Origin of the sequence: Rhizobium sp. LjRoot254 (assembly GCF_964254105.1) — a bacterium.
Lineage (GTDB): Bacteria > Pseudomonadota > Alphaproteobacteria > Rhizobiales > Rhizobiaceae > Rhizobium_E.
The window spans coordinates 3,125,291-3,148,905 of record NZ_CAXUSM020000001.1; the positions used below are offsets into that span (position 1 = coordinate 3,125,291).

General features: G+C 61.9%; 20 protein-coding genes. 7 read left to right on the forward strand and 13 right to left on the reverse strand.

The window, feature by feature from the left end; genetic code table 11:
- The first annotated feature begins 20 nt into the window (after positions 1 to 20).
- Positions 21 to 797: a MoaF C-terminal domain-containing protein gene (locus tag ACSQ26_RS15410; protein WP_436010256.1), complete on the forward strand. Its 777-nt coding sequence runs from the start codon at positions 21 to 23 to the stop codon at positions 795 to 797.
- Positions 797 to 1,186 carry a nuclear transport factor 2 family protein gene (locus tag ACSQ26_RS15415; RefSeq protein WP_436010258.1) on the forward strand — a complete coding sequence of 130 codons (390 nt, stop codon included), beginning with the start codon at positions 797 to 799 and terminating at the stop codon, positions 1,184 to 1,186. Before ACSQ26_RS15410 ends, ACSQ26_RS15415 begins: the two co-directional genes overlap by 1 nt.
- Here the strand turns inward: ACSQ26_RS15415 and ACSQ26_RS15420 are convergent.
- The 9 genes from ACSQ26_RS15420 to ACSQ26_RS15460 form a co-directional block, all read right to left on the reverse strand.
- Positions 1,176 to 2,120: a helix-turn-helix domain-containing protein gene (locus tag ACSQ26_RS15420; protein ID WP_436010260.1), complete on the reverse strand. Its 945-nt coding sequence runs from the start codon at positions 2,118 to 2,120 to the stop codon at positions 1,176 to 1,178. The genes ACSQ26_RS15415 and ACSQ26_RS15420 overlap by 11 nt on opposite strands.
- Positions 2,121 to 2,129: 9 nt before the next feature.
- Positions 2,130 to 2,840, reverse strand: a complete 711-nt coding sequence (locus tag ACSQ26_RS15425; protein ID WP_436010262.1) for an ABC transporter ATP-binding protein — start codon at positions 2,838 to 2,840, stop codon at positions 2,130 to 2,132.
- On the reverse strand, positions 2,837 to 3,553 hold the full coding sequence (locus ACSQ26_RS15430; RefSeq protein ID WP_436010264.1) for an ABC transporter ATP-binding protein: 717 nt from the start codon (positions 3,551 to 3,553) through the stop codon (positions 2,837 to 2,839). The genes ACSQ26_RS15425 and ACSQ26_RS15430 overlap by 4 nt, the downstream gene beginning before the upstream one ends.
- Positions 3,550 to 4,569: a branched-chain amino acid ABC transporter permease gene (locus tag ACSQ26_RS15435; RefSeq protein WP_436010266.1), complete on the reverse strand. Its 1,020-nt coding sequence runs from the start codon at positions 4,567 to 4,569 to the stop codon at positions 3,550 to 3,552. Before ACSQ26_RS15435 ends, ACSQ26_RS15430 begins: the two co-directional genes overlap by 4 nt.
- Positions 4,569 to 5,441: a branched-chain amino acid ABC transporter permease gene (locus ACSQ26_RS15440; protein ID WP_436010268.1), complete on the reverse strand. Its 873-nt coding sequence runs from the start codon at positions 5,439 to 5,441 to the stop codon at positions 4,569 to 4,571. The genes ACSQ26_RS15435 and ACSQ26_RS15440 overlap by 1 nt, the downstream gene beginning before the upstream one ends.
- Before the next feature lie 15 nt (positions 5,442 to 5,456).
- Positions 5,457 to 6,713, reverse strand: a complete 1,257-nt coding sequence (locus tag ACSQ26_RS15445) for an ABC transporter substrate-binding protein (protein ID WP_436010270.1) — start codon at positions 6,711 to 6,713, stop codon at positions 5,457 to 5,459.
- 74 nt (positions 6,714 to 6,787) lie between these two features.
- Positions 6,788 to 8,383, reverse strand: a complete 1,596-nt coding sequence (locus ACSQ26_RS15450; protein ID WP_436010272.1) for a GMC family oxidoreductase — start codon at positions 8,381 to 8,383, stop codon at positions 6,788 to 6,790.
- A gap of 3 nt (positions 8,384 to 8,386) precedes the next feature.
- Complete coding sequence (locus ACSQ26_RS15455) at positions 8,387 to 9,790, reverse strand: aldehyde dehydrogenase family protein (protein ID WP_436010274.1); 1,404 nt, start codon at positions 9,788 to 9,790, stop codon at positions 8,387 to 8,389.
- Positions 9,791 to 9,931: 141 nt separating this feature from the next.
- Positions 9,932 to 10,906, reverse strand: coding sequence for a helix-turn-helix domain-containing protein (locus ACSQ26_RS15460; RefSeq protein WP_436010276.1), 975 nt, complete (start codon positions 10,904 to 10,906; stop codon positions 9,932 to 9,934).
- A 231-nt stretch (positions 10,907 to 11,137) separates the two neighbouring features.
- Here ACSQ26_RS15460 and ACSQ26_RS15465 point away from each other — a divergent pair, with 231 nt between their 5' ends.
- Together ACSQ26_RS15465 and ACSQ26_RS15470 are read left to right on the forward strand one after the other, a co-directional pair.
- Complete coding sequence (locus ACSQ26_RS15465; RefSeq protein ID WP_436010278.1) at positions 11,138 to 11,854, forward strand: sulfotransferase family 2 domain-containing protein; 717 nt, start codon at positions 11,138 to 11,140, stop codon at positions 11,852 to 11,854.
- An 87-nt stretch (positions 11,855 to 11,941) separates the two neighbouring features.
- Entirely contained in the window at positions 11,942 to 12,595 is a 654-nt protein-coding gene (locus ACSQ26_RS15470) for an imm11 family protein (RefSeq protein WP_436010280.1), read from the forward strand.
- Positions 12,596 to 12,646: 51 nt separating this feature from the next.
- On the opposite strand, the gene ACSQ26_RS15475 is transcribed toward ACSQ26_RS15470, so the two are convergent.
- Positions 12,647 to 14,026 (reverse strand): FAD-containing oxidoreductase, encoded by a 1,380-nt coding sequence (locus ACSQ26_RS15475; RefSeq protein WP_436010282.1) that lies wholly within the window; start codon positions 14,024 to 14,026, stop codon positions 12,647 to 12,649.
- A 316-nt stretch (positions 14,027 to 14,342) separates the two neighbouring features.
- Between ACSQ26_RS15475 and ACSQ26_RS15480 the strand changes: the two genes are divergently transcribed.
- The gene (locus ACSQ26_RS15480) at positions 14,343 to 14,747 is read left to right on the forward strand and encodes a DUF1236 domain-containing protein (RefSeq protein WP_436010284.1); all 405 of its coding nucleotides are present in this window, start codon (positions 14,343 to 14,345) and stop codon (positions 14,745 to 14,747) included.
- Positions 14,748 to 14,783: 36 nt separating this feature from the next.
- Here the strand turns inward: ACSQ26_RS15480 and ACSQ26_RS15485 are convergent, their stop codons facing one another.
- Entirely contained in the window at positions 14,784 to 16,070 is a 1,287-nt protein-coding gene (locus ACSQ26_RS15485) for a DUF763 domain-containing protein (RefSeq protein ID WP_436010286.1), read from the reverse strand.
- 257 nt (positions 16,071 to 16,327) lie between these two features.
- On the opposite strand from ACSQ26_RS15485, the gene ACSQ26_RS15490 reads away from it, so the two are divergent.
- Both ACSQ26_RS15490 and ACSQ26_RS15495 read left to right on the forward strand, forming a co-directional pair.
- Positions 16,328 to 18,367 carry a type I secretion system permease/ATPase gene (locus ACSQ26_RS15490; protein ID WP_436010288.1) on the forward strand — a complete coding sequence of 680 codons (2,040 nt, stop codon included), beginning with the start codon at positions 16,328 to 16,330 and terminating at the stop codon, positions 18,365 to 18,367.
- Complete coding sequence (locus ACSQ26_RS15495) at positions 18,364 to 19,680, forward strand: HlyD family type I secretion periplasmic adaptor subunit (protein WP_436010290.1); 1,317 nt, start codon at positions 18,364 to 18,366, stop codon at positions 19,678 to 19,680. Before ACSQ26_RS15490 ends, ACSQ26_RS15495 begins: the two co-directional genes overlap by 4 nt.
- A gap of 30 nt (positions 19,681 to 19,710) precedes the next feature.
- On the opposite strand, the gene ACSQ26_RS15500 is transcribed toward ACSQ26_RS15495, so the two are convergent.
- Together ACSQ26_RS15500 and cysN are read right to left on the reverse strand one after the other, a co-directional pair.
- Positions 19,711 to 21,801, reverse strand: a complete 2,091-nt coding sequence (locus tag ACSQ26_RS15500; RefSeq protein ID WP_436010292.1) for a S8 family serine peptidase — start codon at positions 21,799 to 21,801, stop codon at positions 19,711 to 19,713.
- A gap of 338 nt (positions 21,802 to 22,139) precedes the next feature.
- Complete coding sequence (gene cysN / locus ACSQ26_RS15505) at positions 22,140 to 23,615, reverse strand: sulfate adenylyltransferase subunit CysN (protein WP_436010294.1); 1,476 nt, start codon at positions 23,613 to 23,615, stop codon at positions 22,140 to 22,142.

Below are 23,615 nucleotides of genomic sequence, written 5' to 3' on the forward strand. Positions count from 1 at the left end.
CAAGAGCCGGGGAGCAACATATGAGCCAGCAGAATCCCAAGGACTGGAAGACCTACGACCAGTTCGCCTACGGAATCGACACCAATCGGCTGCCGCCGACAAACGCACTCGACGGCACGTCGCGCAACGTGACATTCGAGGATGGCCGCAAGCTCGATCTCGCATTCTCATCGGGCACGGTCGAATGGTCGGACAGCGCAGGCAGCGGCGTCGACAAATCGGAGGTCATCGAAGTCGCGCCCTCGACATATTTCATCGAGATCGTCTTCGGTTCGCGTCCCAGGGAATCCGAGACGCTCATCCTCAATGCCGCCACCGGCCGCGCGCTCTCGATCTATTCCATCGTCCGGGACAAGGAGCAGGCGGTCGGCGAGCCGCAGGTGGCCCAGATTTTTCGTTCTGGCGCATCCGGCGACGCGACGGGCTTCGAGCCAGTCGAGACCCGCGACCTGATCGGATTGAGGGCGCATTTCACCTACAGCCCCAACCATACCTACGAGCACACCTACCTCTCGTCCCAACGCTATGCCTGGCAGTGCCTGGTGGGGGTGCAGCGCGGCCATGGCGACGTCGATCTCGCCACGACCTACAAGTTCGACGAGGACCAATACGTCTTCACCTTCCGCGAGTTCAAGATCCCGGTCGCTTCCACCTTCTTCTACAATCTCAGGGACATGCGCTCGACCGGCAAGTTCCTCGGCATAACAGGAGACGGTTCGATCCAGAACAACCCAGCCGGCGCCTTCATCCGCAAGGTCTCGATGACCTATTATCTGCCCGGTCAGGAACCAGTCTGATGCGCAACACATACGAACTCGTCCGCGACCACTACGCCGCCAACGACCGCAAGGATCTTGCCGGCATGCTGGCCGACATCGCGCCGGACTGCCGGTGGACGGAGATGGATGGATTCCCCTGCGCGGGCACCTATGTCGGGCCGGATGCCATCGTCGAAGGCGTCTTCAAGCCCCTCGGCGCCCAGTTCGAGAATTACACATTCACGCTCGAGCGCCTGCTCGACGCCGGCGACGAGGCGGTGGGGATCGGCAACTACACGGCAATTCACAAGGCCACGGGCAAGGCGATGAATGTCCGCGTCGTGCATGTCTGGGGCGCGTCCGGCGGCAAGATCCGGCGTTTCGAACAATTCACAGACACATTGCGGGTCGCGGAAGCTATGACGTAGGGGATGCCGTACCAGCGCCGCGGAAGTCGCGTGGCGATAGGCCGAAGCGATCACGGAAGACGCGGGAGAAATGCGCGCTCGATGAAAATCCGAGCGAGAAGGCGATTTCCGAGATCGTTCGCCCGGTGCAGGCCGCCGAGCCCAGCGCTACCCGCGCCCGCGCCAATCGTGTGCTCCAGATGAACTGTGCGGGTGTCATCTCCTCAGCCTCGAAGGCACGGAAGATATAGCGCGGCGAGCAGCCCATCCGCGCGGCAATGCGCTCGACCGAAAGTTCCGGATCATCCAGATGAGCCGCGATAAAGTCCTTGGTTCTTGTCAGCAATGTTTCCAGTGAGTTCGGCTTCACAAACGCTTCGGCGACGTCGGGCCCGATCAGCGGACGCACCATATCCACCAAAGTCCGGCCGAGACTGGCGCGACTCGTCTCGTCCAGGCTCTCGGCCTCGTTCAGCGTCGTTTCCATCGTCGAGAGCAGGATGTGGCAGAGCCCGGCAAGCGCCCGGCATGGCACCAATGGCGATGCGAGTGCGTGGCGTGCCGCTCCCGAAACCACATTCCGGGGCACCTGCAGCATGATCAGCCGCACCCGCGTGCGGTTGACCAGGATATAGGGCCTGGTCGGATCGTAGATGACGGGCATGTCGCCGCCGAAATCGACCGTGCGGCCTCCTTGCGAAATCGCCGAACGTCCCTCGGTCTGAATCAACAGCTTGAGCGCATCCGGGTCATGGCTCGACCGAACGACCCGCTCGCCATGGACGGTATGCGCACCAGCTCCGAGTTCGGAGATTCGGCAATCGCCGAGCACCGCCGACGCCAGATACCTGCCCTCATCCCGCCGCTCAGGAAAATCGAGCCGCACGGCGCCGAAAAGCTGCCGGGCCAGTGCGGGAAAATCCGCCCCATGGGCGATCGCGAATGCGCTCCCCATTTCCGCCTCCTACTGCGCGAGATAGGCGCGATGAAGAATATCCGGCTCATCGATCAGCCGGCCGGGAGCGCCGGAGAATGTCAGCCTGCCGCGCGACATGACATTGGCTGCACCGGCGAGCTTCAGCGCGATATGCGTGAACTGCTCGATCAGCAAAATGCCGGTTCCCTGCTCGGCAAGCTTCACGACCACGCCCATCAGGCGCTTGACGATGAGGGGCGACAGCCCGAGCGACATTTCGTCGGCGAGGATGAACTTCGGCCGCGCCACCAGAGCCTGGCCGAGCGCCAGCATCTGCTGTTGCCCGCCGGACATCGTGCCGGCCTTCTGGCCCTTGCGCTCGGCGAGTTCGGGAAAGATGCCGTAAACGTCCTCGACCGCCTCTCGGGCCACCGGTGCGCTGTGGCCGAACCCGGCGGCCAGGAGATTGTCGTGCACACTCAGCCCGGAAAGCACGCGATGACCCTCAGGCACGGCGGCGAGACCCGCCGCGCGGATCGCCTCGGGCGCCCTGGCGCTCATCATCTTGCCATCGATTTCCACCGTGCCGCCTTCGATCGGCAGCACGCCCGCGAGCGCCAGAACCAGCGTGCTCTTGCCCGCCCCGTTCGGGCCGAGAAGTGCGGTGATCCGGCCCGCCTCGAGGGTGAGCGACAGATCGTCGACGGCGAGCTTGTTGCCCCGGCGGACCGAGAGGTTGCTGATCACCACCCGGCTCATGCCACTTCCTCCACGCCGAGATAGACCGCCCGCACACGGGGATCGCTCAGCACATCGCGGGTCGGACCCGAGGTGACCAGAGAACCGAAATCGAGCACCATCGTCGATGAACACACGGCCTGGATGAGATCGACGTCATGGTCGATGAGAAGTGTCATTGCACCGTTGAAGCCGTGGATATCGGAAATCATCCGCCGAAGCACTTCCACTTCGTTCTGCGAGAGCCCTGCACCCGGTTCATCGAGCAGCAGCAGTTTCGGTTGACCAGCGACGCAGCGCGCTATCTCCGTCATCCGCCGGAAAAACGCGTTCAGCCCGGCCGCCCGCACTTTTCTCAGGGACGCGAGGCCGGCGAATTCCAACGCCTTGGAAAGCTGCCGTTCCCGTTCGGCGGTACCGAGCGACAGGCTGTCCAGTACGACGCCGACATTCTCCTCGACCGTCAAATCATCTACCACCTGCTCCTTCTGGAACGAGCGGCGCAGGCCCCAGCGGCTGCGCTGGTGCGGCCGGAGCGCGAGGATCTCGGTGCCGAACGCGTCGATCGAGCCGGTCTTCGGCAGCACGAAGCCGGACATCACGTTGAGAAACGTGGTCTTGCCCGCCCCGTTGGGCCCAATGATGCCGACGACCGAATCAGCCAGATCGGCGGTGAGGCGGTTGAGCGCCGTGACGCCGCCGAAGGCGACCGTGATATCGCGGATCGCGATCATCGTTCGCCCTCCTTGCGCCCGAACCTGCCGGCGAGGTCGGCCAACTGCCCGGCGATGCCGCGCGGCGCAGTCATCAATGCGTGGATCAGCGCCGCGCCGAAGATGATGAAGGCCGCGTCGCCGCTGACGCCGAGATCGTTGAGAAGCGCCGGCACGAAACGGTAAAGCAGTGCCGCGATGACCGCGCCATACCAATTCCAGGCGCCGCCGACGATGGTAAGCGCGCAGATCATCACCGACTCCGCCGCTGGGAATGAGCGCGCATCGAGGAGTTGCAGGTTGCCGGCGAGCAGCCCGCCTGCGACGCCGGCCAGAAAGCCGGAAAGCGCGAAGCCCCAGATCTTATATGCCGTCACGTTGATGCCGACCGCCATGGCCGCCGCCTCGCTCTTGCGGATCAGCGACCAGGCGCGGCCGGGCTTTCCCCGCTCATGCAGATGGATCAGCAGGAATCCGAGAAACGTCACGGCCACGCAGTAGCGAAAATAGGCTTCATCGGATTGTGCGATCCACGGCCGCGGCATATAGGAGACCGACTTGACGGCAAAGCCGAGGACGCCGTCGCCGCCATTCGGAAACTGGATGACATTGATGAGAATCCCGAAGCCGCCGGCCGCCATGAGCGTCACCAGCGCGAGGTAAAGCCCGCGCATGCGCAACGCCGGATAAGCGAAGATCATGCCAACGACGGCGGCGAAGACACCCCCGGCAAGAATGTTGATTTCGAACGGCAGGCCGGTGCCATGGGCAAGACGGAGCGCCACCCAGCCGCCGCATCCCATGAAAGCGACCTGGGCGAGCGAGACCTGCCCGAGCTTGCGGTAGAGCAATGCGATGCTGGCTGCCGTCAGCGCATAAATCGCCACCGAGGTCATCACTTTCAGCCAGAGTGCCGCGGCGACCATGGGCAGGACGATGGCGATGACGATGAGGACCAGCGGCGGCCAGATCATCCTCAGGCTCGGTTTGCGGGCCGGGGCCTCCTGCGCGTCGGACAATTGCGATGCGAGCGCCATCAATCCGCCCCCGAAAATGTGAGCTTGCGCCCGCGCTGCAGCCACATCAGCGCGAGAATGGCGACGATGAAGGGCGATGCAACGCGAAAGGGCGCCAACGGCTTATAGAGCGTGATGAAGCTTTCGATGATGCCGATGGCGAGTCCGGCGAAAAAAGTGACCTTGATCGAAGTCAACCGGCCAACCACCGTCGTGGCGATGATCGGGATGACGATGAAGGTGAGTACCACGGGATCGAGCCGCACGAGATCGCCGAACAGCATGCCGGTAATGCCCGCGAGGAAGCCCGAAAATCCCCAGGCGATGGTCTCGACCTTGCGGATCGGCGTGCCGAGCACGGCCGCCAGCTGACGGTCGTCGGCAAGCGTGCGCATCATCAGCCCGAGCCGCGTTCGAACCAGGAAAATACCCGTGCCGAGCGTGATCACCACGCCCGCAACGAGGGCAAGCAGACGGGTCGCGGTCATTCTGAGGCCGAGGATATTGAGCGATATTCCATCCATCGCCAGCGTCAGCTTGCGCGGATTGACCACCCACAGCAGGTTCATGGCGCCAAGAATGGCGATGCCGAAGCCGAGCGTCGCCACCGCCTTGACCACCGGCTCGCGATGACTGAGGCCGGGCGCGATCCATGCGCCGTAACCGGTCGAGAGCAGAATGCCGACGCCAAGGCATGCGAGCCATGCCACCGGCTCGGGATATCCCCATTGGAGGACCTGCCAGGCACACATGGCGCCGAGTGCGCCGATCGCGCCATAGGCGAAATTCAGCACGCCGGTCGCACGGTTCAGAAGCACTAGCCCGACCCCGCCGAGGGCGTAAAGCGCACCCACGGCAAGGCCGGATACCAGGAAGAGTCCATAGGCACCCATCAGTTTCTCACTCACTCAATTCTGGACGATGCCGAGTTCTTTTTCCTGAGCCCGGATCGGATCGAGATAGGCGCTGTCGACATCGGCGCATTCACCCACCTGCTTGAAGCCGCCATCGACCATCTGCATCATGATATTGGCATGGTTCGGCATGTGGCGATCGCCATGGCCGACATAGTATGGACCGCAGAGCAGGTCCGATTTCTCATTCTTGATGTTGCGGATCGCCTCCGTGACAGTGGCGCGATCGATCTTGGCCGGATCGAGCTTCAGCATCGCATCCACGAAGAAGCGGGCCGAGAGATAACCCGACTGGCTGAATGTGTCGCGCGGATCAGTTTCGGATGCATATTTGTCCATCACTTCGCGCCAGTTGGTGGCATCGGGCCCTGCGCCGTCGATCGGCGTAAGCTCTGCGTTGACATGCATCACGCCCGACCAGGCGTCGCCGAGAAGCCCCGGCACGTCCTTGTCGTAGAGCGGCGTCGAAGAGATCCATTTGTAGCTGTCCCTCGTGCCCGATTCGATCACCACCTGCAGGAAGGCGGCGGCCATGCCGGCGGGAAGGTTCACGAGGATGGTATCGGCGTCGGATGCCACCGCTTCGAGATAGGCGGAATTCATGTCGGCCGCGCCGGGATCGAGCAGCACGCTCGAACCCTTCAGGCTCTTGGATTCCATGTATTTCTCCATCCAGCCGCAGGAATACTGGCCGACGGAAGGAATGGTAAGACCGATGCAGACGACGCTTTTCGACCCGAGATTGCCGACCGCCCATTGCGCCGCGCCGATAGTCGAAGGCAATGGCCCTTCATTGGTCGAGACGATATTCTTGGATTCGAAGCATTCGGAAACGGCGCAGGCCGCCGCCATCGACATCACACCCTCGTCCTCGTAGAGCTTGGCATTGACGCCCATCTCGACGAAGGAACCGCTGGAAACCAGCGCCACGACCTTTTTGTCCTTGACGAGCTTCGTCGCGACCTGGCCGGCGACCTCGGGATTCCACTGGTCGTCTTCGACCAGATATTCGATCGGCCGGCCGTTGATGCCGCCGTTTTCGTTGACGCATTTGAAGAAGGCGGCGGCCGCATCGGCCGACGACGAGAAGTCATCCGGCCCGGTCTGGCCGACGAGGGCGCCGACGAGAATTGGTTCGCCCTCGGCCTTCTTGCCATTGTTGAGGCCGCATTTTGGCGCCGCCCATGCGCCGGCGCTTGAGGCAATGATGAAGCCCGCCGTGGCGGCAAGCAGATAAGCTGATCTATTCATGAGTTCCTCCTCCGTTGTTTTTCGATAGTCACGACGGGCGAGCTCCCACACGCCGGCCATCGTCGCCCGATCCTTCAGGCCGGGATCGCCTTGCCGGTCATGAATGCCGCCGCACGCGCTGCGATCATCATCACCGGTGCATTGGTATTGCCGGACACGAGCGTCGGCATGACCGATGCATCGCCGACCCGCAGGCCCTCCACGCCGTGTACCTTGAGACTGGAATCCACGACCGCCATGCGATCGTCCGCCCGGCCCATCCTGGCGGTGCCGGACGGATGAAACACGGTCTTGGCGGTCTGGCGGATATAGTCGCGCAAGGCGTCGGGATCCTTCTCGACGCCGGGCCTCGGGAGGACGCGGCGCTTGACCAGCTTTGCGAGCGACGGCGCCTCGAGAATGCGGATGGCGATATCCACGCCGCGCACCAGCGTATCGACATCGGCCGGATCGGACAGCGCGTTGGCGTTGAACAGCGCGCCCTCGCGCGGATCGGCGGATTTGAGCCGAACCGTGCCGCGCGAACGCGGCCTGAGGAAACAGGGGCCGATGCTAAGGCCGTGCCCTGGCTCAGGACTGCGGTCGGCGAAGCCCACCAGAACGGGCAGCACATGCAACTGGATATCCGGCTGGCCGGTGCCGGCCGTATCGACGAAGCCACCGCTTTCAACGACATTGGAGCTGAGCAGCCCCCGATGCGTGAGCAGATAACGCGCCATGTGGAGGGCGGCCTTGAGGCCGGCATCATGGCCGAGGATCGAGATCGGGTCCCGGGTCTCGCCTTGAACCGGCACTTCGAGATGATCCTGGAAATTCGCGCCGACACCGGGCAGGTCCGCCACAACAGGGATGCCGAGATCCGAAAGATGCGCCGCGTCGCCGATGCCGGAGAGCTGCAGGATTTTCGGCGTCGCGATTGCGCCCGATGTCAGCACGATTTCCTTGGCCGCTCCGATTTTCCGACCATCGAGAAGCTCGACGCCGGACGCGCGCTTGCCTTCGAAAAGAATGCGGGCGACCTTCGTCTCCGTCATGATCCGGAGGTTCGGCCGCTTCTCGGCCTCGCGCAGGAAGGCTTGCGCGGAACTCCAGCGGCGCCCGTTGCGCGTCGTGCTCTGGTAGAAGCCAACGCCTTCCTGGTTCTCGCCGTTGAAATCCGGATTGAGGGGCAGGCCGGCCTCGACGGCGGCTTTGACGAAGGCTTCGCTGAGCGGGTGCCGATGGCGCGGATCGGAAACCGAGAGCGAACCTGTAGTGCCGTGATAGTGTCCGTTGAGCCGCTCATTGTTCTCGATAGACCGGAATGCGGGAAGCACGTCCTCATAGGACCAGCCCTGGCAGCCCATCTGCGCCCAGGTGTCGTAATCGTTGCGATGGCCGCGGATATAGATCATCGCATTGATCGAACTGCCGCCGCCCAGAACATTGCCCTGCGGAACGATCGCAGGCCGCCCGTTGAGCCCCTTCTCGGGCTCGGAAACGTAAGGGTGGATATCGATCCCCTTGCCCAGGACCCTGAAGAAGGTAGCCGGGATGTGGATGAACGGGTCCTTGTCGGCACGGCCGGATTCGATCAGCAGCACTTTGTGCCCAGGATTTTCCGAAAGCCGGTTGGCGAGCACGCAGCCCGACGACCCGCCCCCGACAATGATGTAATCGTAGCTTTCCATGGCTCAGCTCAACACGGTCTGGATGGTGGTGAATTCCTTGAGCCCTTCGGCGCCGAATTCGACCCCGATGCCGGAGCTCTTGACGCCGCCAAAGGGCGCATTCGGCTGGATCGCACCATGCTTGTTGATCCAGACCGAGCCGCATTCGAGCTTGAGCGCGTAGTGCCTGGCCCTTTCGGGGTCAGACGACCATACAGAACCGCCGAGCCCGGCGGGATTACGATTGGCGCGTTCGATCACCTCGTCGATATCGCTGTAGCGAATGATCGGCAAAGCGGGGCCGAACTGCTCCTCGTCGACGATGCGCATGCCGTCGGCGACGTCGGCCACCAGCGTGATCGGATAGAAATAGCCCGGCCGTTCCATCGGCGCGCCGCCGGTCAGGATCCTGCCGCCATTGGCGCGGGCGTCCTCGACGAGGTCGCGCACCTTGTTGAACTGCAATTCGTTCTGTATCGGACCAAGCACGCTCTTCTCGTCCATGCCGTCACCGACGGTGATCCGTCCGGCGTAGTCCGCAAGGGCCTCGCAGACGGCTTCATAGATGCTGTCATGCACATAGAGGCGTTTGAGGGCAGCGCAGGTCTGGCCGTTGTTGATGAACGCGCCCCAGAAGAGTCCCTCGGCTATCCCCTTGGGATCGACATCAGGCAGCACTATTCCGGCATCGTTGCCACCGAGCTCCAGTGTCAGGCGCTTCAGTGTCTCGACGGCCGAGGCCATGATCTTCTTGCCAGTCGGGGTAGAGCCGGTGAAGGTCATCTTGGCAATGCCGGGATGCGCGGACAATGCGGCGCCGATCGAGTTCTCCCCGGTGATGACGTTGATGACGCCGGGCGGTAGGACCTCGTTGACGATCTCGATGAGACGGATGGTCGAAAGCGGCGTCATCGGCGATGGCTTGATCACCACGGTGTTGCCGGCGCGGATCGCCGGAATGATGTGCCAGCAGGCAATCATCACCGGCCAGTTCCATGGCGTGATCGAACCGACGACGCCAATCGGCTTGCGATGCAGCTCGACGCGGCCCTCGTTATCGTCCTGGAGCACCTCGACCGGAAGCACGAGTTCGGCGGTGTAACGCGTCCAGGCCATGGCGCCGCCGATCTCGAAACGCGAGCCGAGGCCGTTCATCGGCTTGCCCTGCTCCCGGGTGAGCAAGGTCGCCAGTTCCTCCGCGTGCCGGGATATGGCTTCGGCGATCGCGCGGCAGGCCTCGATGCGGCTGCCGTCGGAGGTCTGGCTCCAGGTCTTGAAGGCTTCCCCGGCGGCGGCCACGGCCTGGTCGAGTTGTTCGGGCGTTGCCAGCGGCATCAGGCCGACAAGCTCTCCCGTCGACGGATTTCTCACTTCGGCATGGTTGGCAGTGGCAATGCGCTGCCCGCCGATGAGCAGGGTATATTCCATGAAATGCTACTCCTCCCGCACGCGGCGTAGGAACCGCGCTTGTCTATGGAGCCATTATGGGCTGGGCGGTTTTTCCTGTCTTGGAGGATTGCGCGCCTTGAATTGGATAAAAACGCAGGTGCAGCGCAGCAGAAATGCGTTCTATTCCGGCTTGCCGCCGCCCTGCCTGAGGCAATCGGTGGGGGCGCAGTCGAACAGTTCCTTGAAGCTGCGATTGAAATAGGAAATGTCGTTGAAACCCGCGGAGTACGCGACTTCCGCGATCGTCCTGCCGCCTTTGACGTCCTTGATCTGTTCGATCTTTTCCTTGGCGAGGCGCAGCCGCCGGTCACGGATGATGGTCGTGCAGGTAATGCCGACGCCATGGAAATCCTGCTGCAGGGTCCGGATCGAGACGCCGATGCGGGTTGCCAGCCACTTGGCCGACAGGTTGGCGTCGGTCAGGTGCTGGTCGATCAGCATGTCGACCATCTGCATCCGTCGCGCGGCACTCTCGTACATCGGATTGAGCAACACATCGGTATCGGACACGAAGGCCTGGCGGGTGGCGTTGAACATCAACTCCTGGAGGCTCGCGGAATTCCCGTCGGAATCGGGCGTCGACATGATCTTGGCGATCAGCGCACGCAGCATGATCGCCATCGTATCGAAACCTTCGAGCTTGCGGGCAATATCGAATTTGTCCCGCTTACCCGAATACATCGTCTGGCGCGGCAGGTGCATGGAGAGGTGATTGGAGAAATTGCCGCCGAAATGGAAGGTTGTAGGCTTGGTGGAATCGACCAGGATGCAATCGCCGACATCGAGCGTCGCCTGCTGGCCGACATGATCGACGCCGCAGGATCCCTCAAGCTGGACGATCAGGAAAAGATGCTCGACCGTGTCGCGCCTTATGTCGTCCCAGTTTCGATGCACGCAATCGAGATCGTTGGAAACATGCGCGAACTGCATGCCGCAAACATCGATACCGCGCGCCGCACCCCGGACCGGGCGCCCGCGCTCGATGAGCCGGGGATTGAAACTGCCGCATATGGAATGAAGATCGTCGGCCCACTGATCACAGGACACGGCCGACCACTTCGACGGCACCAGACTCCGCGTGTGCAAAAGCTCCAATTCCGCCTCCCAACAGAAAGTGCCAGGTGACAGCCACAAGACATGGCGAAATCACTTAACATATTCACTATCGTGAAACTTCAATCGATGGTCAAGCAGGGATTTCGGACTGCGATGGCTGATCGGCTCGTCTTGGGCCGCAGTTACCTTCCACTTGAAATCTGAAGCTTTTGGGCTCAAATAGCGCCGGCCCGGCTAGACCGGCAGGATCCGCGTTTCGAAGAAAGCCTCATGATCGTTTCTCATCAGCATAAGTTCATCTTCATCAAGCCCCGGAAAGTCGCGGGCACATCCTTTGAAATCGCGTTGTCGAAATTCCTGTCCGAGGGCGACATCATCACGCCGATTTCCAGGAATGATGAGGAGATCCGGACCAATCTCGGCTTCATCGGCCCGCGCAATTTCAATTTCGCGCTCGTGGACCTGTTTTCGAAAGACAAGCCGGCGGAGATATTCAAGCGGGAACTGCCGCTGAAATTCTACAATCACATTCCGGCCAAGATGGCCAAGCGTCGGCTGCCGGCGAATGTGTGGCGCGACTACCGCAAGATTTCGCTGGTGCGCAATCCCTGGGATCGCGCGGTCTCGATCTTCTTCTGGAAGAACACCAAGCGCGACAAGAAGCCGAGGCTGAAGAACTTCACACCCTATTTCACTAAAAACCCGCATCTCATCGAGATCAACTATCCGAACTATCGGATCGACGGCACCGAGATCGTCGATACCTTTCTGCGCTACGAGCATTTCGAGCAGGATATTCTCAAGCTCGAATCCGAAATCCCCGGCATCGCGGGCCTGTGGGAGACGTTCAAGGGCATCAACGCCAAGAGCGAGACGCGCAAGAAGACGATCACCACGCAGGAAATCTTCGCCAAGAATCCTGATGTGAATGCGCAGATCGAGACGCTGAACGCCTGGGAAATCGGGAAATTCGGCTATTCGCTCTAGATCCGTTCGAGGCGGCGCGGGGTTACTCCTCGTCCCTGGTCGGGGCGCCTATGCTCGTGATCTCGGCGGATTAGGGAGAAGCGCAGGATGACGACCGATCATATCTGGCTGTTGAAAGACGACGGTGAACTAATGAATTTGAAGGGGATCTTGATACTCGAGAGTTCTTCCAACTCCGACCTTTCAGCAATCAGCTTTTGGAATCGCTCTGTGGCTATGCCTTGCGATTCGGGGCAGATTTCATTCAAACTACATAAGGGTAGAATCCGATCTCTTCTGAACTATGACATCTATCCGAGTACGAGCGCGACTCCGTTAGTTTCCGATCGAATGAAAACAGCAATTGAACAGATTTTCGGTTCAACGGATGTGGCATTTTACGCGACGAGTATCTCGGATCGAAGCGGCGACCTTTTGCCTTGCTGGATAATGTATCCCCTGTCAAAAAGCTGGTGCGTGGATCGAAAAAAGACACGTGCCAAATGGTCTATACCAGATCTAAAGCCCGAGGAGATTTCTTTGGTTTATACTAATGCTCTGCATCTGAGGCCGGAATGTTTGGGGGATCGCCATATCACTCGCATGAGGGATCATTCGCCGCAAATTGTAGTCTCTTCAGAGTTCAAGCAAGCTGTAGAGTCTGTGAACCGCCGAGGCATTAGGTTTATTTTGGCGGAAGGTGCGGAACTTGGTTGGAAACCTCGGGATTGGGATGAAATTCCGCCAGAACAAAGCAATTGAACAACCAAGGCCTTATGCCGCGATCTTTATCTTTGCAGCATGTGGCTCCCGCTAAGTGGCGGCCGGCTTCAAATCCCCCATCAATGTCGGGATGAGTTCCGATACCGTCGGGTGGATCGGCACCGCCCATTTGAAGGTGCGGTAGTCGTTCCTGCCGTTCATCACGTCGAGTATGCCGTGGATCGCCTCGTCGCCCTCGATGCCGAGGATGGCGGCGCCGAGGATCTCGTGGGTTTCGGCATCCACCACGACGGTCATCAAGCCCTTGGTCTCGTCACGCTCGACGGCGCGGCCGACGCGGTCCATCGGGCGGTCGGAGACGAGGATCTTGCGGCCGGATTTCCGGGCCTCGCGCTCGGTCATGCCGACGCGGCCGAGCGGCGGATCGATGTAGAGCGCATAGGCGGGGATGCGGCTTGACACCTTGCGGTCATCGCCATCCAGCAGGTTCGCGGCCAGGATCTCGAAATCGTTGTACGACGTGTGGGTGAAGGCGCCGCGGCCGTTGCAATCGCCCAACGCCCAGATGCCTTTGACATTGGTGCGAAGCTGGTCGTCGACCGTGATGAAGCCGTGATCGTCCATCGCAACGCCGGCGGCATCGAGCCCGAGGTCGTCGGTGTTCGGCGTGCGGCCCATGGCGAGCAGGACGTGGCTGCCGATGACCTCGGGCGCGCCGGCCTGGCAATCGACACCGAAGGCGATGCCGTCCGGATGCCTGGAGAAGGCAATGCACGTGGCGTTGGTGCGGAGAGCGATGCCTTCCTCTTCCATGATCCTGGCGATCGCGTTGGAGATCACCTCGTCTTCGCGCGGCAGAAGCGTGGGCTTGCGCTCGATGATGGTCACTTCGGCGCCGAAGCGGCGATACATCTGGGCGAATTCGAGACCGATATAGCTGCCGCCGACAATGACGAGATGCCGGGGCACGAAATCCACGTCCAGGATGTCGGTGCTGGTCATGTAGTCGATCTCGCCGATGCCGGGCAGATCCGGCCGCGATGGGCGTCCGCCGACATTGATAAATATTTGTGGCGCCGTGATTTCCTCGCCATCGACCGCAACGACGTTCGCTGATTTGAACTTCGCCGCGGTGCGATAGACCGTGAGGCTCGGCATGCTGTCCAGCCAGTCCTCGATGCTCTGGCGCGAATCCAGGATGACCTTTTGCGCGCGGGCGCGCACCTTGCCCATGTCGATGCGCGGCGGGCTATCGATGATCACGCCGAAATCGGCGGCGCGATAGGCAATATGGCCGGCGCGCGCCGAGGCAACAAGCGTCTTGGTCGGCTTGCAGCCGGCATTGACGCAGGTGCCGCCGAGGAATTTTCGCTCGACGAGCGCCACCTTCCTGCCCTCTGAGGCAAGCCGGCCGGCGAGCGGAGCACCGGCCTGGCCGGCGCCGATAATGATCGCGTCGAAGCTTCTCATGCCAGGCTCCAGACGATGAGGAAGGCGCCGATTACGGCGACGGCGTCCATCGAACAATCCGACGTAAAGTGATCTTTGTCAAAGGGTGCCGTGGGATTTCGCAACCAGCCGGATGAATAAGTCAGCCGACACGCGATGGACGCTTTGAAGCTTTCCGAGAGGTAGCGCCGCATCCGTTCCGGCCGCTTCGCTGTCGGCCGATCGTCTCGCGACGCCGATCACGGAATGTTTCGATTTTAACGACCGTTGTAGGAACCATCCCTTGCGGGCGGGGTTTGGATGGCGTGTCAGAAATCGAACGAAAAGGAGCTTCGAGATGAAGAAGACACTCATCCTAGCCACCTGCGTGGCCCTTACCAGCCTTTCAATTCCGGCTTACGCCGATGACGACGCAGCCATCACCACCGGTGCGGGCGGCGCGGTCGCCGGTGCCGTGGTCGGCGGCCCCGTGGGCGCTGCCATTGGTGGCGCGTTGGGCTTCGTCGCCGGAGCATCGCTTGATCCGCCGCCGGCAAAGGTAGTCACCTATGTCGAGGAACGTCCGGTGACCCGCAAGTATGTCATTGAGGACCGGGACTCGGTCGTGGTCGGCCGGACGCTGCCGCGCGAGGTCGTGCTTGATTCTGTCCCCGATGATGACCTCTACGCTTACACGGTGATCAACGATCGTCGTGTGATCGTGCGGCGGGATAACCGTGCCATCGTGCGAGTGATCGAGTAAGCTGCCTACGAAGCGAGCCCTTCCGGCTCGCTTCGTTTACTCCCTGATGTCTATGCCGCGTTTCGCGGGCGTCATGTGAACCTTGTCTGAAGAGCTCCAATCGGGTTCCCAGCCGAAAACGCTTCGCCCGCCGAACTCCGCCGAGTGCTCGAATTCTCCCGCGACGATCTCCTTGAGATCGGGGCCGGTGACGTAGCGCTCCAACTGCCGCGACTGATCGTCGAGGCGTTTGAGCGCCTGCAATTCCTCGTCGCGGCCGAGCCGGCCCTTGCGCACCGCCGACTTCATCACGTTTATCGTCTCGTCGTATACCTTGAGCGGCACCGGAAACGGATGCCGGTCCTTGCCGCCATGGGCGAGCGAGAATCGCGCTGGATCGGCGAAACGGCACGGCGCGCCGTGGACCACTTCGGCGACCATGGCGAGCGCCTTGACGGTGCGCGCGCCGACGCCAGGCACCAGAAGCAGATCCTCGAAATCGCGCGGCCCCAGCTCGGCGGCGGCGGCGATATTGCCGTGAAGGCGGCGCATGTTGACATCCTCCTCGCGGACATCGTGATGGGCGGGCATGATGAGATGCGGCAGCATGGCCTGCGCGGGCGGCGCCGTCGAACGACCCTCGATCGCCGCGACTTCCCGGACGATGCGGTCAGGCCCCAGCATTTCCAGGAGATCGAGTTGGGCGGACCGCGAATCCCCTGCCCTGATGTCCGCGAGGTTGACGACCTCGCCCGTCGCCCTGCCCTCGATTGCCGCATGCGGCGAATCGACGAAACTCTTCAGTCCCTGGGAGAGCCAATGATAGCGGCGCGCCAGCCGCGTCTCCTCGTTCATGCCCTGCTGCACCACCACCCATTTACCGTCGTCGGCGACGATGAAACCATGCAGGTAGAGATCGAAGCCATCCTGCAGTGCGGCGCTATCGACCTTGGCGACAAGCCGGCTCGTCCGTGCCAGTGCAGAGCCATCGACGCCGGTCCTGTCGCCGACATCGAGCAATTCCTGCGGCGTCTTGCGCGATTGGGCGCCGCGCCCGCCGCAGACATGGAGGCCCAGTTCTCGCGACAGCGGCGGCAGGCCGCGCTTCAACGCGCCGAGCACTGATGTCGTGATGCCCGACGAATGCCAGTCCATGCCCATGACCGCGCCGAAAGACTGGAACCAGAAGGGATGCGCCAGCCGGGCGAGGAATTCATCCCTGCCATATTGCTGGACAATTGCTTCGGTGATGAGCGCGCCGAGGCGCGTCATGCGGTCGCCGAGCCATTTCGGAACACGGCCGCCGTGAAGCGGAAGATCGGCACTGCCGGTGCGCTTGGTCATGTTCCATGTTTGTTCCGCGCCGAACCACGAGTCAAGGCGGTCAAACACGATGTTTTGTTTCGCAACTTCGACATGGCGGGGAGTGAACCAAGATTAGCGTGCAAGTGCGACTGTTTTGCTATTGATTAATCGTAACAATCAGCGTTAATGCCGCAAACCTTGCACGGTTTTGGCGAAAATTTCAGCCGCCAGCAGCCTCGCTTTTGCGGCCTGGAACGTCTGAGGTTATGAACAGAATTTGATTTGAAGAGGCTGAATTGGCGGCGGCCCCCGGGAAAAACGGCGTAGAGGAATTGCGGGCAGCTCTGAACGAGAGCCGCGCCGCGTTCGTTGCCATTGGAATTTTCTCTTTCTTCGTCAATATGTTGGTTCTGACGGGCTCGATCTACAGCCTCCAGGTCTATGACCGCGTTCTCTCCAGCCGCTCCGAGCCGACGCTTGTCGTGCTCACGGTGCTGCTTGTCGCTCTTTATGCGATCATGGGCGTTCTCGACCACATGCGTGCCCGCATAGCCGCGCGAATCGGCGCGCGTTTCCAGGCGAAACTGGAGATGCGCGTGTTCCGCATCGTGATCGACCGCACCATGCTGTCGGCGCAAGGGATCAACACAACGACGGCGCTGCGCGACCTCGATTCGGTTCAGCGCGCGCTGTCCTCGCCTGCGGTGTTCTCGGTGTTCGACATTCCCTGGACGCCGGTCTTCGTCGTGATCATCTTCATCTTCCATCCGCTGATGGGGGTCGTGGCGGTCATCGGCGGGCTCATTCTCATTGCGCTCACCTGGCTCAACCAGAACGGCACGAAGGAAGACCAGGAAAAGGCGCTGAACGCCGCCCGCCTATCCGAGGAAATGACCGCAACGCTGCAGCGCGAATCCGATACAGTACGCGCGCTCGGCATGCGCAGCTCGACCGCCGAACGCTGGCAGGCGCTGCGCGAGAGCACGCTGATCAGCAATATTCATTACAGCGACAATAACGGCTTCTATTCGACCACGTCGCGCACCTTCCGCATCTTTCTCCAGTCGGCCATTCTGGGTCTTGGCGCATGGCTCGCCATCCAGGGCCACATCACCTCCGGCGCCATGCTGGCAAGCTCGATCATCATCGGCCGCGCGCTGTCGCCGATCGAGACGATGATTGCCCAGTGGTCTATCATCCAGCGTGCCATGCAGGGCTGGAAGAGCCTGTCCGAGGTGCTGGTGCGCGTGCCGCCGGAACCTGCCCGCACGACACTGCCGAAGCCCCGTGCGATCCTGGAAGTGCAGAACATCTCGGTCGTGCCGCCCGGCGAACGCGTGCCTACACTCAGAAATCTCTCCTTCGAACTCAAGCCCGGCCAGGCGCTGGGTGTCATCGGCCAATCCGGTTCCGGCAAGTCGACGCTGGCCAAGGTGCTGACCGGCGTCTGGCCGATCCAGGCCGGACGGGTGCGGCTGGATGGGGCCTCGATCGAGCAATATGGCGTCGACGACCTGGCCAATTATGTCGGCTACCTGCCGCAGGAAGTTGCGCTGTTCGAGGGTACGATTGCCGAAAACATCTCCCGCCTGGCTCTCGAACCGGATTCCGAGCGCGTGGTTGCGGCCGCGCAGAAGGCAGCCGCGCATGATCTCGTGCTGCGCCTGCCCAACGGTTACGACACCCGCCTGCCCGCGCAGGGCCAGAGGCTCTCCGGCGGCCAGAAACAGCGCATCGGCCTCGCCCGCGCGCTTTACGGCGAGCCCGTGCTGCTCGTGCTCGACGAGCCCAATGCCAATCTCGACGCCGAAGGTTCGATGGCGCTCAACATCGCCATCCGCAACGCCAAGAAGGAAGGCCGCTCGGTCGTCATCATGGCGCATCGTCCCGCGGCGATCGAAGAATGCGACCTCATCCTCATTCTCGAAGGCGGCAACCGCGTGGCATTCGGGCCTCGTGATGAAGTGCTAAAGCAGCATCTGAAGAACTTCCAGCAAGTCACGCCGGGACAGGGTCCGCAATCGCCCGCCGCCGGTGCACATCTGACGCCGCCACCCAATCCGGGCGGATCAGGCGGCGGTACCAAGGCGATTGCAGGGCCGCCCACGGCACTGCCAGGTCTCCTCGGCACCGGTCTTCTGACCGGCGGCATGGGACGCGTTCCCGGTATAGCGGGACCAAAAAAGACACCGGAAAGCCCCCAGGGCGATCCGAATGCGGGCGGCGACGCGCCGGTCGCCGAGGATGATGCTGGCAGGGACACGGCCGAGGGCGGCAGCACCGCCGGCGACGGCAAGCAGGATGATTCCAAGCCCGAGGACGGAACGAAGAATTGACTGCCGAGACGAAGCCAAAAGATGCCTGGAGCATGCGCCGGTACGTGATTTCCGGCTTTTTCACCGTGTTCGTGCTGGTCTTCGGTTTCGGCGCCTGGTCGCTGTTCACCAGCATGGCAGGCGCGGTTGTCGGCATCGGCGTGGTGGAGGTCGAGACCAAGCGCCAGGTCGTGCAGCATGCGACCGGCGGCGTTGTGGGCAAGATCCTCGTCAAGGAAGGCCAGCAGGTCAAGGTCGGCGAAACGCTGCTCGTCTTCGATGACGCATTCGACCGTGCCGAACTCAAGGTGATCGAAAGCCAGCTCTTCCCACTGCTCGGTTCGCGCGGCCGGCTGCTCGCCGAGCAGGACGACTCGCCCGAGCCCAAGTTCGATCCGGAGCTGATCGCGCGCGCCAAGACGAACCCCACGGAAGCCGACATCGTTCACAGCCAGTCGGAACTGCTCAAGGCACGCCGGCTCACCCGCGACCAGCAGATGAACCAGCTCAAGGAGCGGCAGACGCAGACCAACCGCCAGATCGACGGGCTCAACTCCCGGATCGAAGGGCTCAACAACCAGATCGCATTGATCGACGGCGATCTCAAGGGCCAGCGCGAACTGCTGCGGCGCGGACTGACGCAGCGCGCCCGCGTCACCGCGCTGGAGCGCGACCGGGCCCAGGCGGTCGGCAATATCGAGGAAGCGGACGCATCGATCGCCGAAAGCAGGGCGCGGATCGCCGAAGTCGAACTCGCCATCATCAATGTCGGCTCCCAGATGCGCGAGGAAGCGATCAAGGAACTCGGCGAGGCCGAGGGCAAGATTGCGGAACTGCGCGAACGCCGGAACTCCACTCTCGAGACCCTCGCGCGCATCGAGGTGAAGGCGCCGATGGCGGGCCGGGTGTTCAACATGACGGTGCATGCGATACGCCAGGTGGTGCGCGCCGCCGAGCCGATCCTGGAAATCGTGCCCAATGACGTGAAGCTGATAATCTCGGTGCAGGTTTCGCCGGCGCAGATCGACCAGATCCATGTCGGCCAGAAGGCGATCATCCGCTTCAATGCCTTCGATCGTCGGCATACGCCGGATTTGCGCGGCACTGTGCGACGCGTCTCGGCCGATGTCATCACCGACGAACGGTCGGGGCAGAGCTACTACACGGTGTCGCTGGCCATCAATGAGGGCGAGGCGAAGTATCTCGGTCCGACCGCGGTGATCATTCCCGGCATGCCGGTCGATGCCTTCATCCAGACCACCGAGCGCACGCCATTCGACTACCTGGTGCGGCCGATCACCAGCTATTTCGGCAAGTCGATGCTGGAGCGGTAGCGGAAGGGGCGGTTGAGGCGGCCAGTTCCGCTAAAGATCGAAGTCGCCCTTTACCAGCTTTTGGCTGCCGTCGATGCTGAACAGGATATCGGCATCGCCGTCGCCATCCACGTCGCCACCGGCGACGGTAACACCTCCGGCGCGGTGGAAATGGAACTGACCGGCAACACCGGTCAGATCATGCTCACCGATAAATTTGAACCTGTCGTTCCTGGCGGTATTGATGTTGGCGTCGATGCTTCTGAGATCGAAGATGTCGTTGCCCTTGCCGAAATCGCCGAAGACGTCCTGGCCTGGGCCACCACTGCTGCTGTCAAACACGCCGAAAAAGCGGAATCGATCGTCGCCCTTGCCGCCGAAAACCGTGTCGCCACCGCGACCGCCAGCAAGGATGTTGTCGCCCTTGCTGCCGGTCAGCGTGTCCTCGCCGTCGCCGCCGAAGATGTTCTCGACGCCTGCAATCGTCATCGCAACGCCGTCGATCGTACCTGTCTTGGCTGCGAGGTTGATCGCAATGGCCGAGGTGACGGCCACGGCGTTTAGCAGATCGACGCCCCCATTCGTGTCCTCCAGATCTGTCACATGTGCGCCGCCCGCATAATCGGAAAACTCGTCAGTGTAGACATAGCCGTCGTTGCGCGTAACCTTGGCGCCGTAGATGTCGATCCTGATGTCACGCAGCAGCGCTTCTCCGACGACGTCGTCGCTGTCGATGCGCACCTCCCATTCGCCGGCACTGAGTTCGCCGCGAAGAGCCTGGCTGTGATAGGATACAGGGCCGTAGTAACTGCGCGCGTGCGGAAGGTGGGACAGGCTGATTTCCTGGCCATCGGGCGAGGTCAGTGTAATCTCCACAGTCGCGTCTCCCAACGAAATGGCGTCGAAGGTGACAACAACGCGCTCGACCGAGATCGACTGCGTGAGTTCGGCGGCGAATACCCGGCTGTCGGTGGCATCAGCGAGGCTGGTGTTCTGCGCCAGCAAATCCAGCGAAAGGTGTTGTTCGTTGCTCGACGTGGCAACGGCCGCCCAGGTTTCGGCAAGCCGCACCGCCGCATGGGCATCGACAAGGCCATATCCATAGGCGGTGTTGAAGTGCAGACCACCACCGTTCCAGTTGGTCGCACCGTTCCACAGCCACGGATTGGACTCGGTCGCCGATGTGGTCGTGCCGTCGATTGCCGAACCGACATGCCGTGCGGAATAGGCAAGAATCGTCTGCACATCACGCCAGCCGAGATTCAGATTGGCCTCCAGCATGAGTGCGACAACGCCTGATATCATCGGGGCAGCGGCGGACGTGCCGTTGAAATCGGGAAGATAGTCGCTCGTTGTGTACCCTTCGTTGCCCTGTCTGTCGGTGGATATCAGGTCGGCCGGTATCCCGGAGCCGAAGGCGGAAATGAGCAGATGGGTGCCCTCGCTCGAATAGATCGACGAGAAGCCGTCCGCCATGATCGCGCCCACGGTCACTTGCAGCGAATTGGCATTGAGTTGGTTGCCGTTGACGCCAAATGACGGGAATATGTCACTCCAGGGATCGAGATTGCCAGCGGATCGCACGAGGATGGTGCCGAGGCCGTCCCGTCCCTCATCGACGCTTCGTTGCAACGCATCGACAAGGTACATTTCGCCGATCTGGAGATTGACGTCGGATACGTTGTTGTAATCGAAGCTCATGTTGACGATGTCGGTGCCGTCCTCACGCGCTGCGTCCAGCCCTGCGATCCACTGGTTGAGGAAAATGCCGAGACCGCTTTCGTAGCTGAGACGGGCGCCCACCAGCGTGGCCCCATACGCCACGCCGACAATGCCCACGTCGTTACGCGCCGCGCCGATCAGACCCATGACCGGCGTTCCGTGCATGTCCTGATATTGACCGGCACGCGGCGTTGGATCGCCGTCTTCGTTCGTGAAGTCGTAATCGGCAGTGTCGTCATAATTGGCGGCGAGATCGGGATGGGTATAGTCGAACCCATCATCGATCACCATCACCTTGACACCCTTGCCCGTATAGTCCTCCCATACGCTGGCAACGTTGATGTCATATTCTCCGATATTCGTATTGTAGAGGTACCATTGCTGGGAAAACAGCGTGTCGGTCGGCAAGACAACAGTCATTACACTCTCCTCCGGATTAGCTGAGAAGACTTCAATTACGGATGGATATGGAATTCTTCTGCCCGCGAAAGAAGCATGAAAATGCAACCGAGTCCAGCGCGACGCGCTTTGGTAGTGTATAGCCTAAGATCCCGAGGCCTCTACGAGCCTTTACAAAATTCAACGGCCGCCGGTCCGGGCTGAATAGGGGGCGTGCGCGGAAATATTTGCCTCCGGCTGGGAAAATCGTAAGCCTGCCCGTGAGGCGCGTCTATAACCGCAAAATGCAACAGCAATAAAATAAAGGGCCCCCGAAGAGGCCCTGAATGTAGACTATGCAGTTCTATTCATTTGCCTGTTCAAGCATCCAGCCCGTCGACAAGCTTGCGCGCGCGGGCCGCGGTCAATCGGCGGATTTCCACCTCGTCGCGGCGGCCAGCGAAGAGCGGGCTTGCCATGATCTGGTCGGCGAGATCGGCGGGTAGCGACAGCAGCACGCGGGCGTCATCTCCGTGGATCGTGCTTACCGAGCTGCGCCGTGCCGTGATCATGCCGCCGGCCACCGTGTTGTTGGTGTCGGGATCGATCAGGATGAAGGCGCCGGTCGAGCGGTTCTGCTCATAGGTATCGAAGACCGCCTGCTCCTCGAACACCAGGTGCACCTTGCCGATGGCGTTCATTGGCAGGCGTTCCGTGTCGTTCCAGTTGCCGGCCTTGAGATCGAGCTGCATCTTAGGCTCGACCAGCACGCGCTGGCGGCGTGAGCCGGATTTCAGCCAGTAGCGCTTGCCGGGCTCGATGCCTTCGGGCTGCAATGCCACGAGCTGGGCGTCGAAGCCGAGGCCTTGCATCGGCTGGCTGTCGATCGAGACGATCATGTCGCCGCGCGAGATATCGACCTGGCGGTCGAGCACCAGCGTGACGGCATCGCCTGCGACGGCGGCGTTGCGGACGAGGTCGAAGGTGACGATCTTGGCAACGTTGGCGACCATGCCCGAGGGCAGGATGACGACGCTATCGCCCGGCTTGACGGCGCCGCCCGAGACGGTGCCCTGATAGCCGCGGAAGCTCTCGCCGGGACGCGAGACGCGCTGGACGCTCATGCGGAAGCCAACGGTCTGGGCCGAGCGGACGGTCGCCTTTTCCAGCGTCTCGACCACGGTCGGGCCGTCATACCAGGGCATGTTGGCGCGGCCTTCATAGACGAGGTTCTCGCCCTTGAGCGCCGAGACGGGAATGGCGGTTACCTTGCTCACGCCGAGCGAGATCGCGAGTTCCTTGAACTCATGGGCGATCTCGTTGAAACGGGTTTCCGAGTAATCGACGAGGTCGATCTTGTTGACCGCCAGCACGAACTGCCGGATGCCCATCAACGAGGCGATCGTCGCATGGCGGCGGGTCTGTTCGAGCAGGCCGGCGCGGGCATCGACCAGCAGGATCGCGAGATCGGCCGTCGAGGCACCGGTCGCCATGTTGCGGGTGTATTGTTCGTGTCCGGGCGTGTCGGCGACGATGAAGGAGCGCTTATCAGTGGCGAAATAGCGATAGGCGACATCGATGGTGATGCCCTGCTCGCGTTCGGCCTGCAGGCCATCGAGCAGCAGCGCGAAATCGGGCAGGCCGAGATCGTTCTGCTTGCCGGAATCGCGGCGCAGCGTTGCGGCCTGGTCTTCCTTGACCGCCTTGGTGTCCCAGAGCAGCCGGCCGATCAGCGTCGACTTGCCGTCATCGACGGAGCCGCAGGTGATGAGGCGGAGCGGGCGGGAATCACGGGTGGCGCGCGCGGCTTCAAGTGCCGAGGCCGGTGCCTCGGCGAGATTGGATGTCACGGTCAT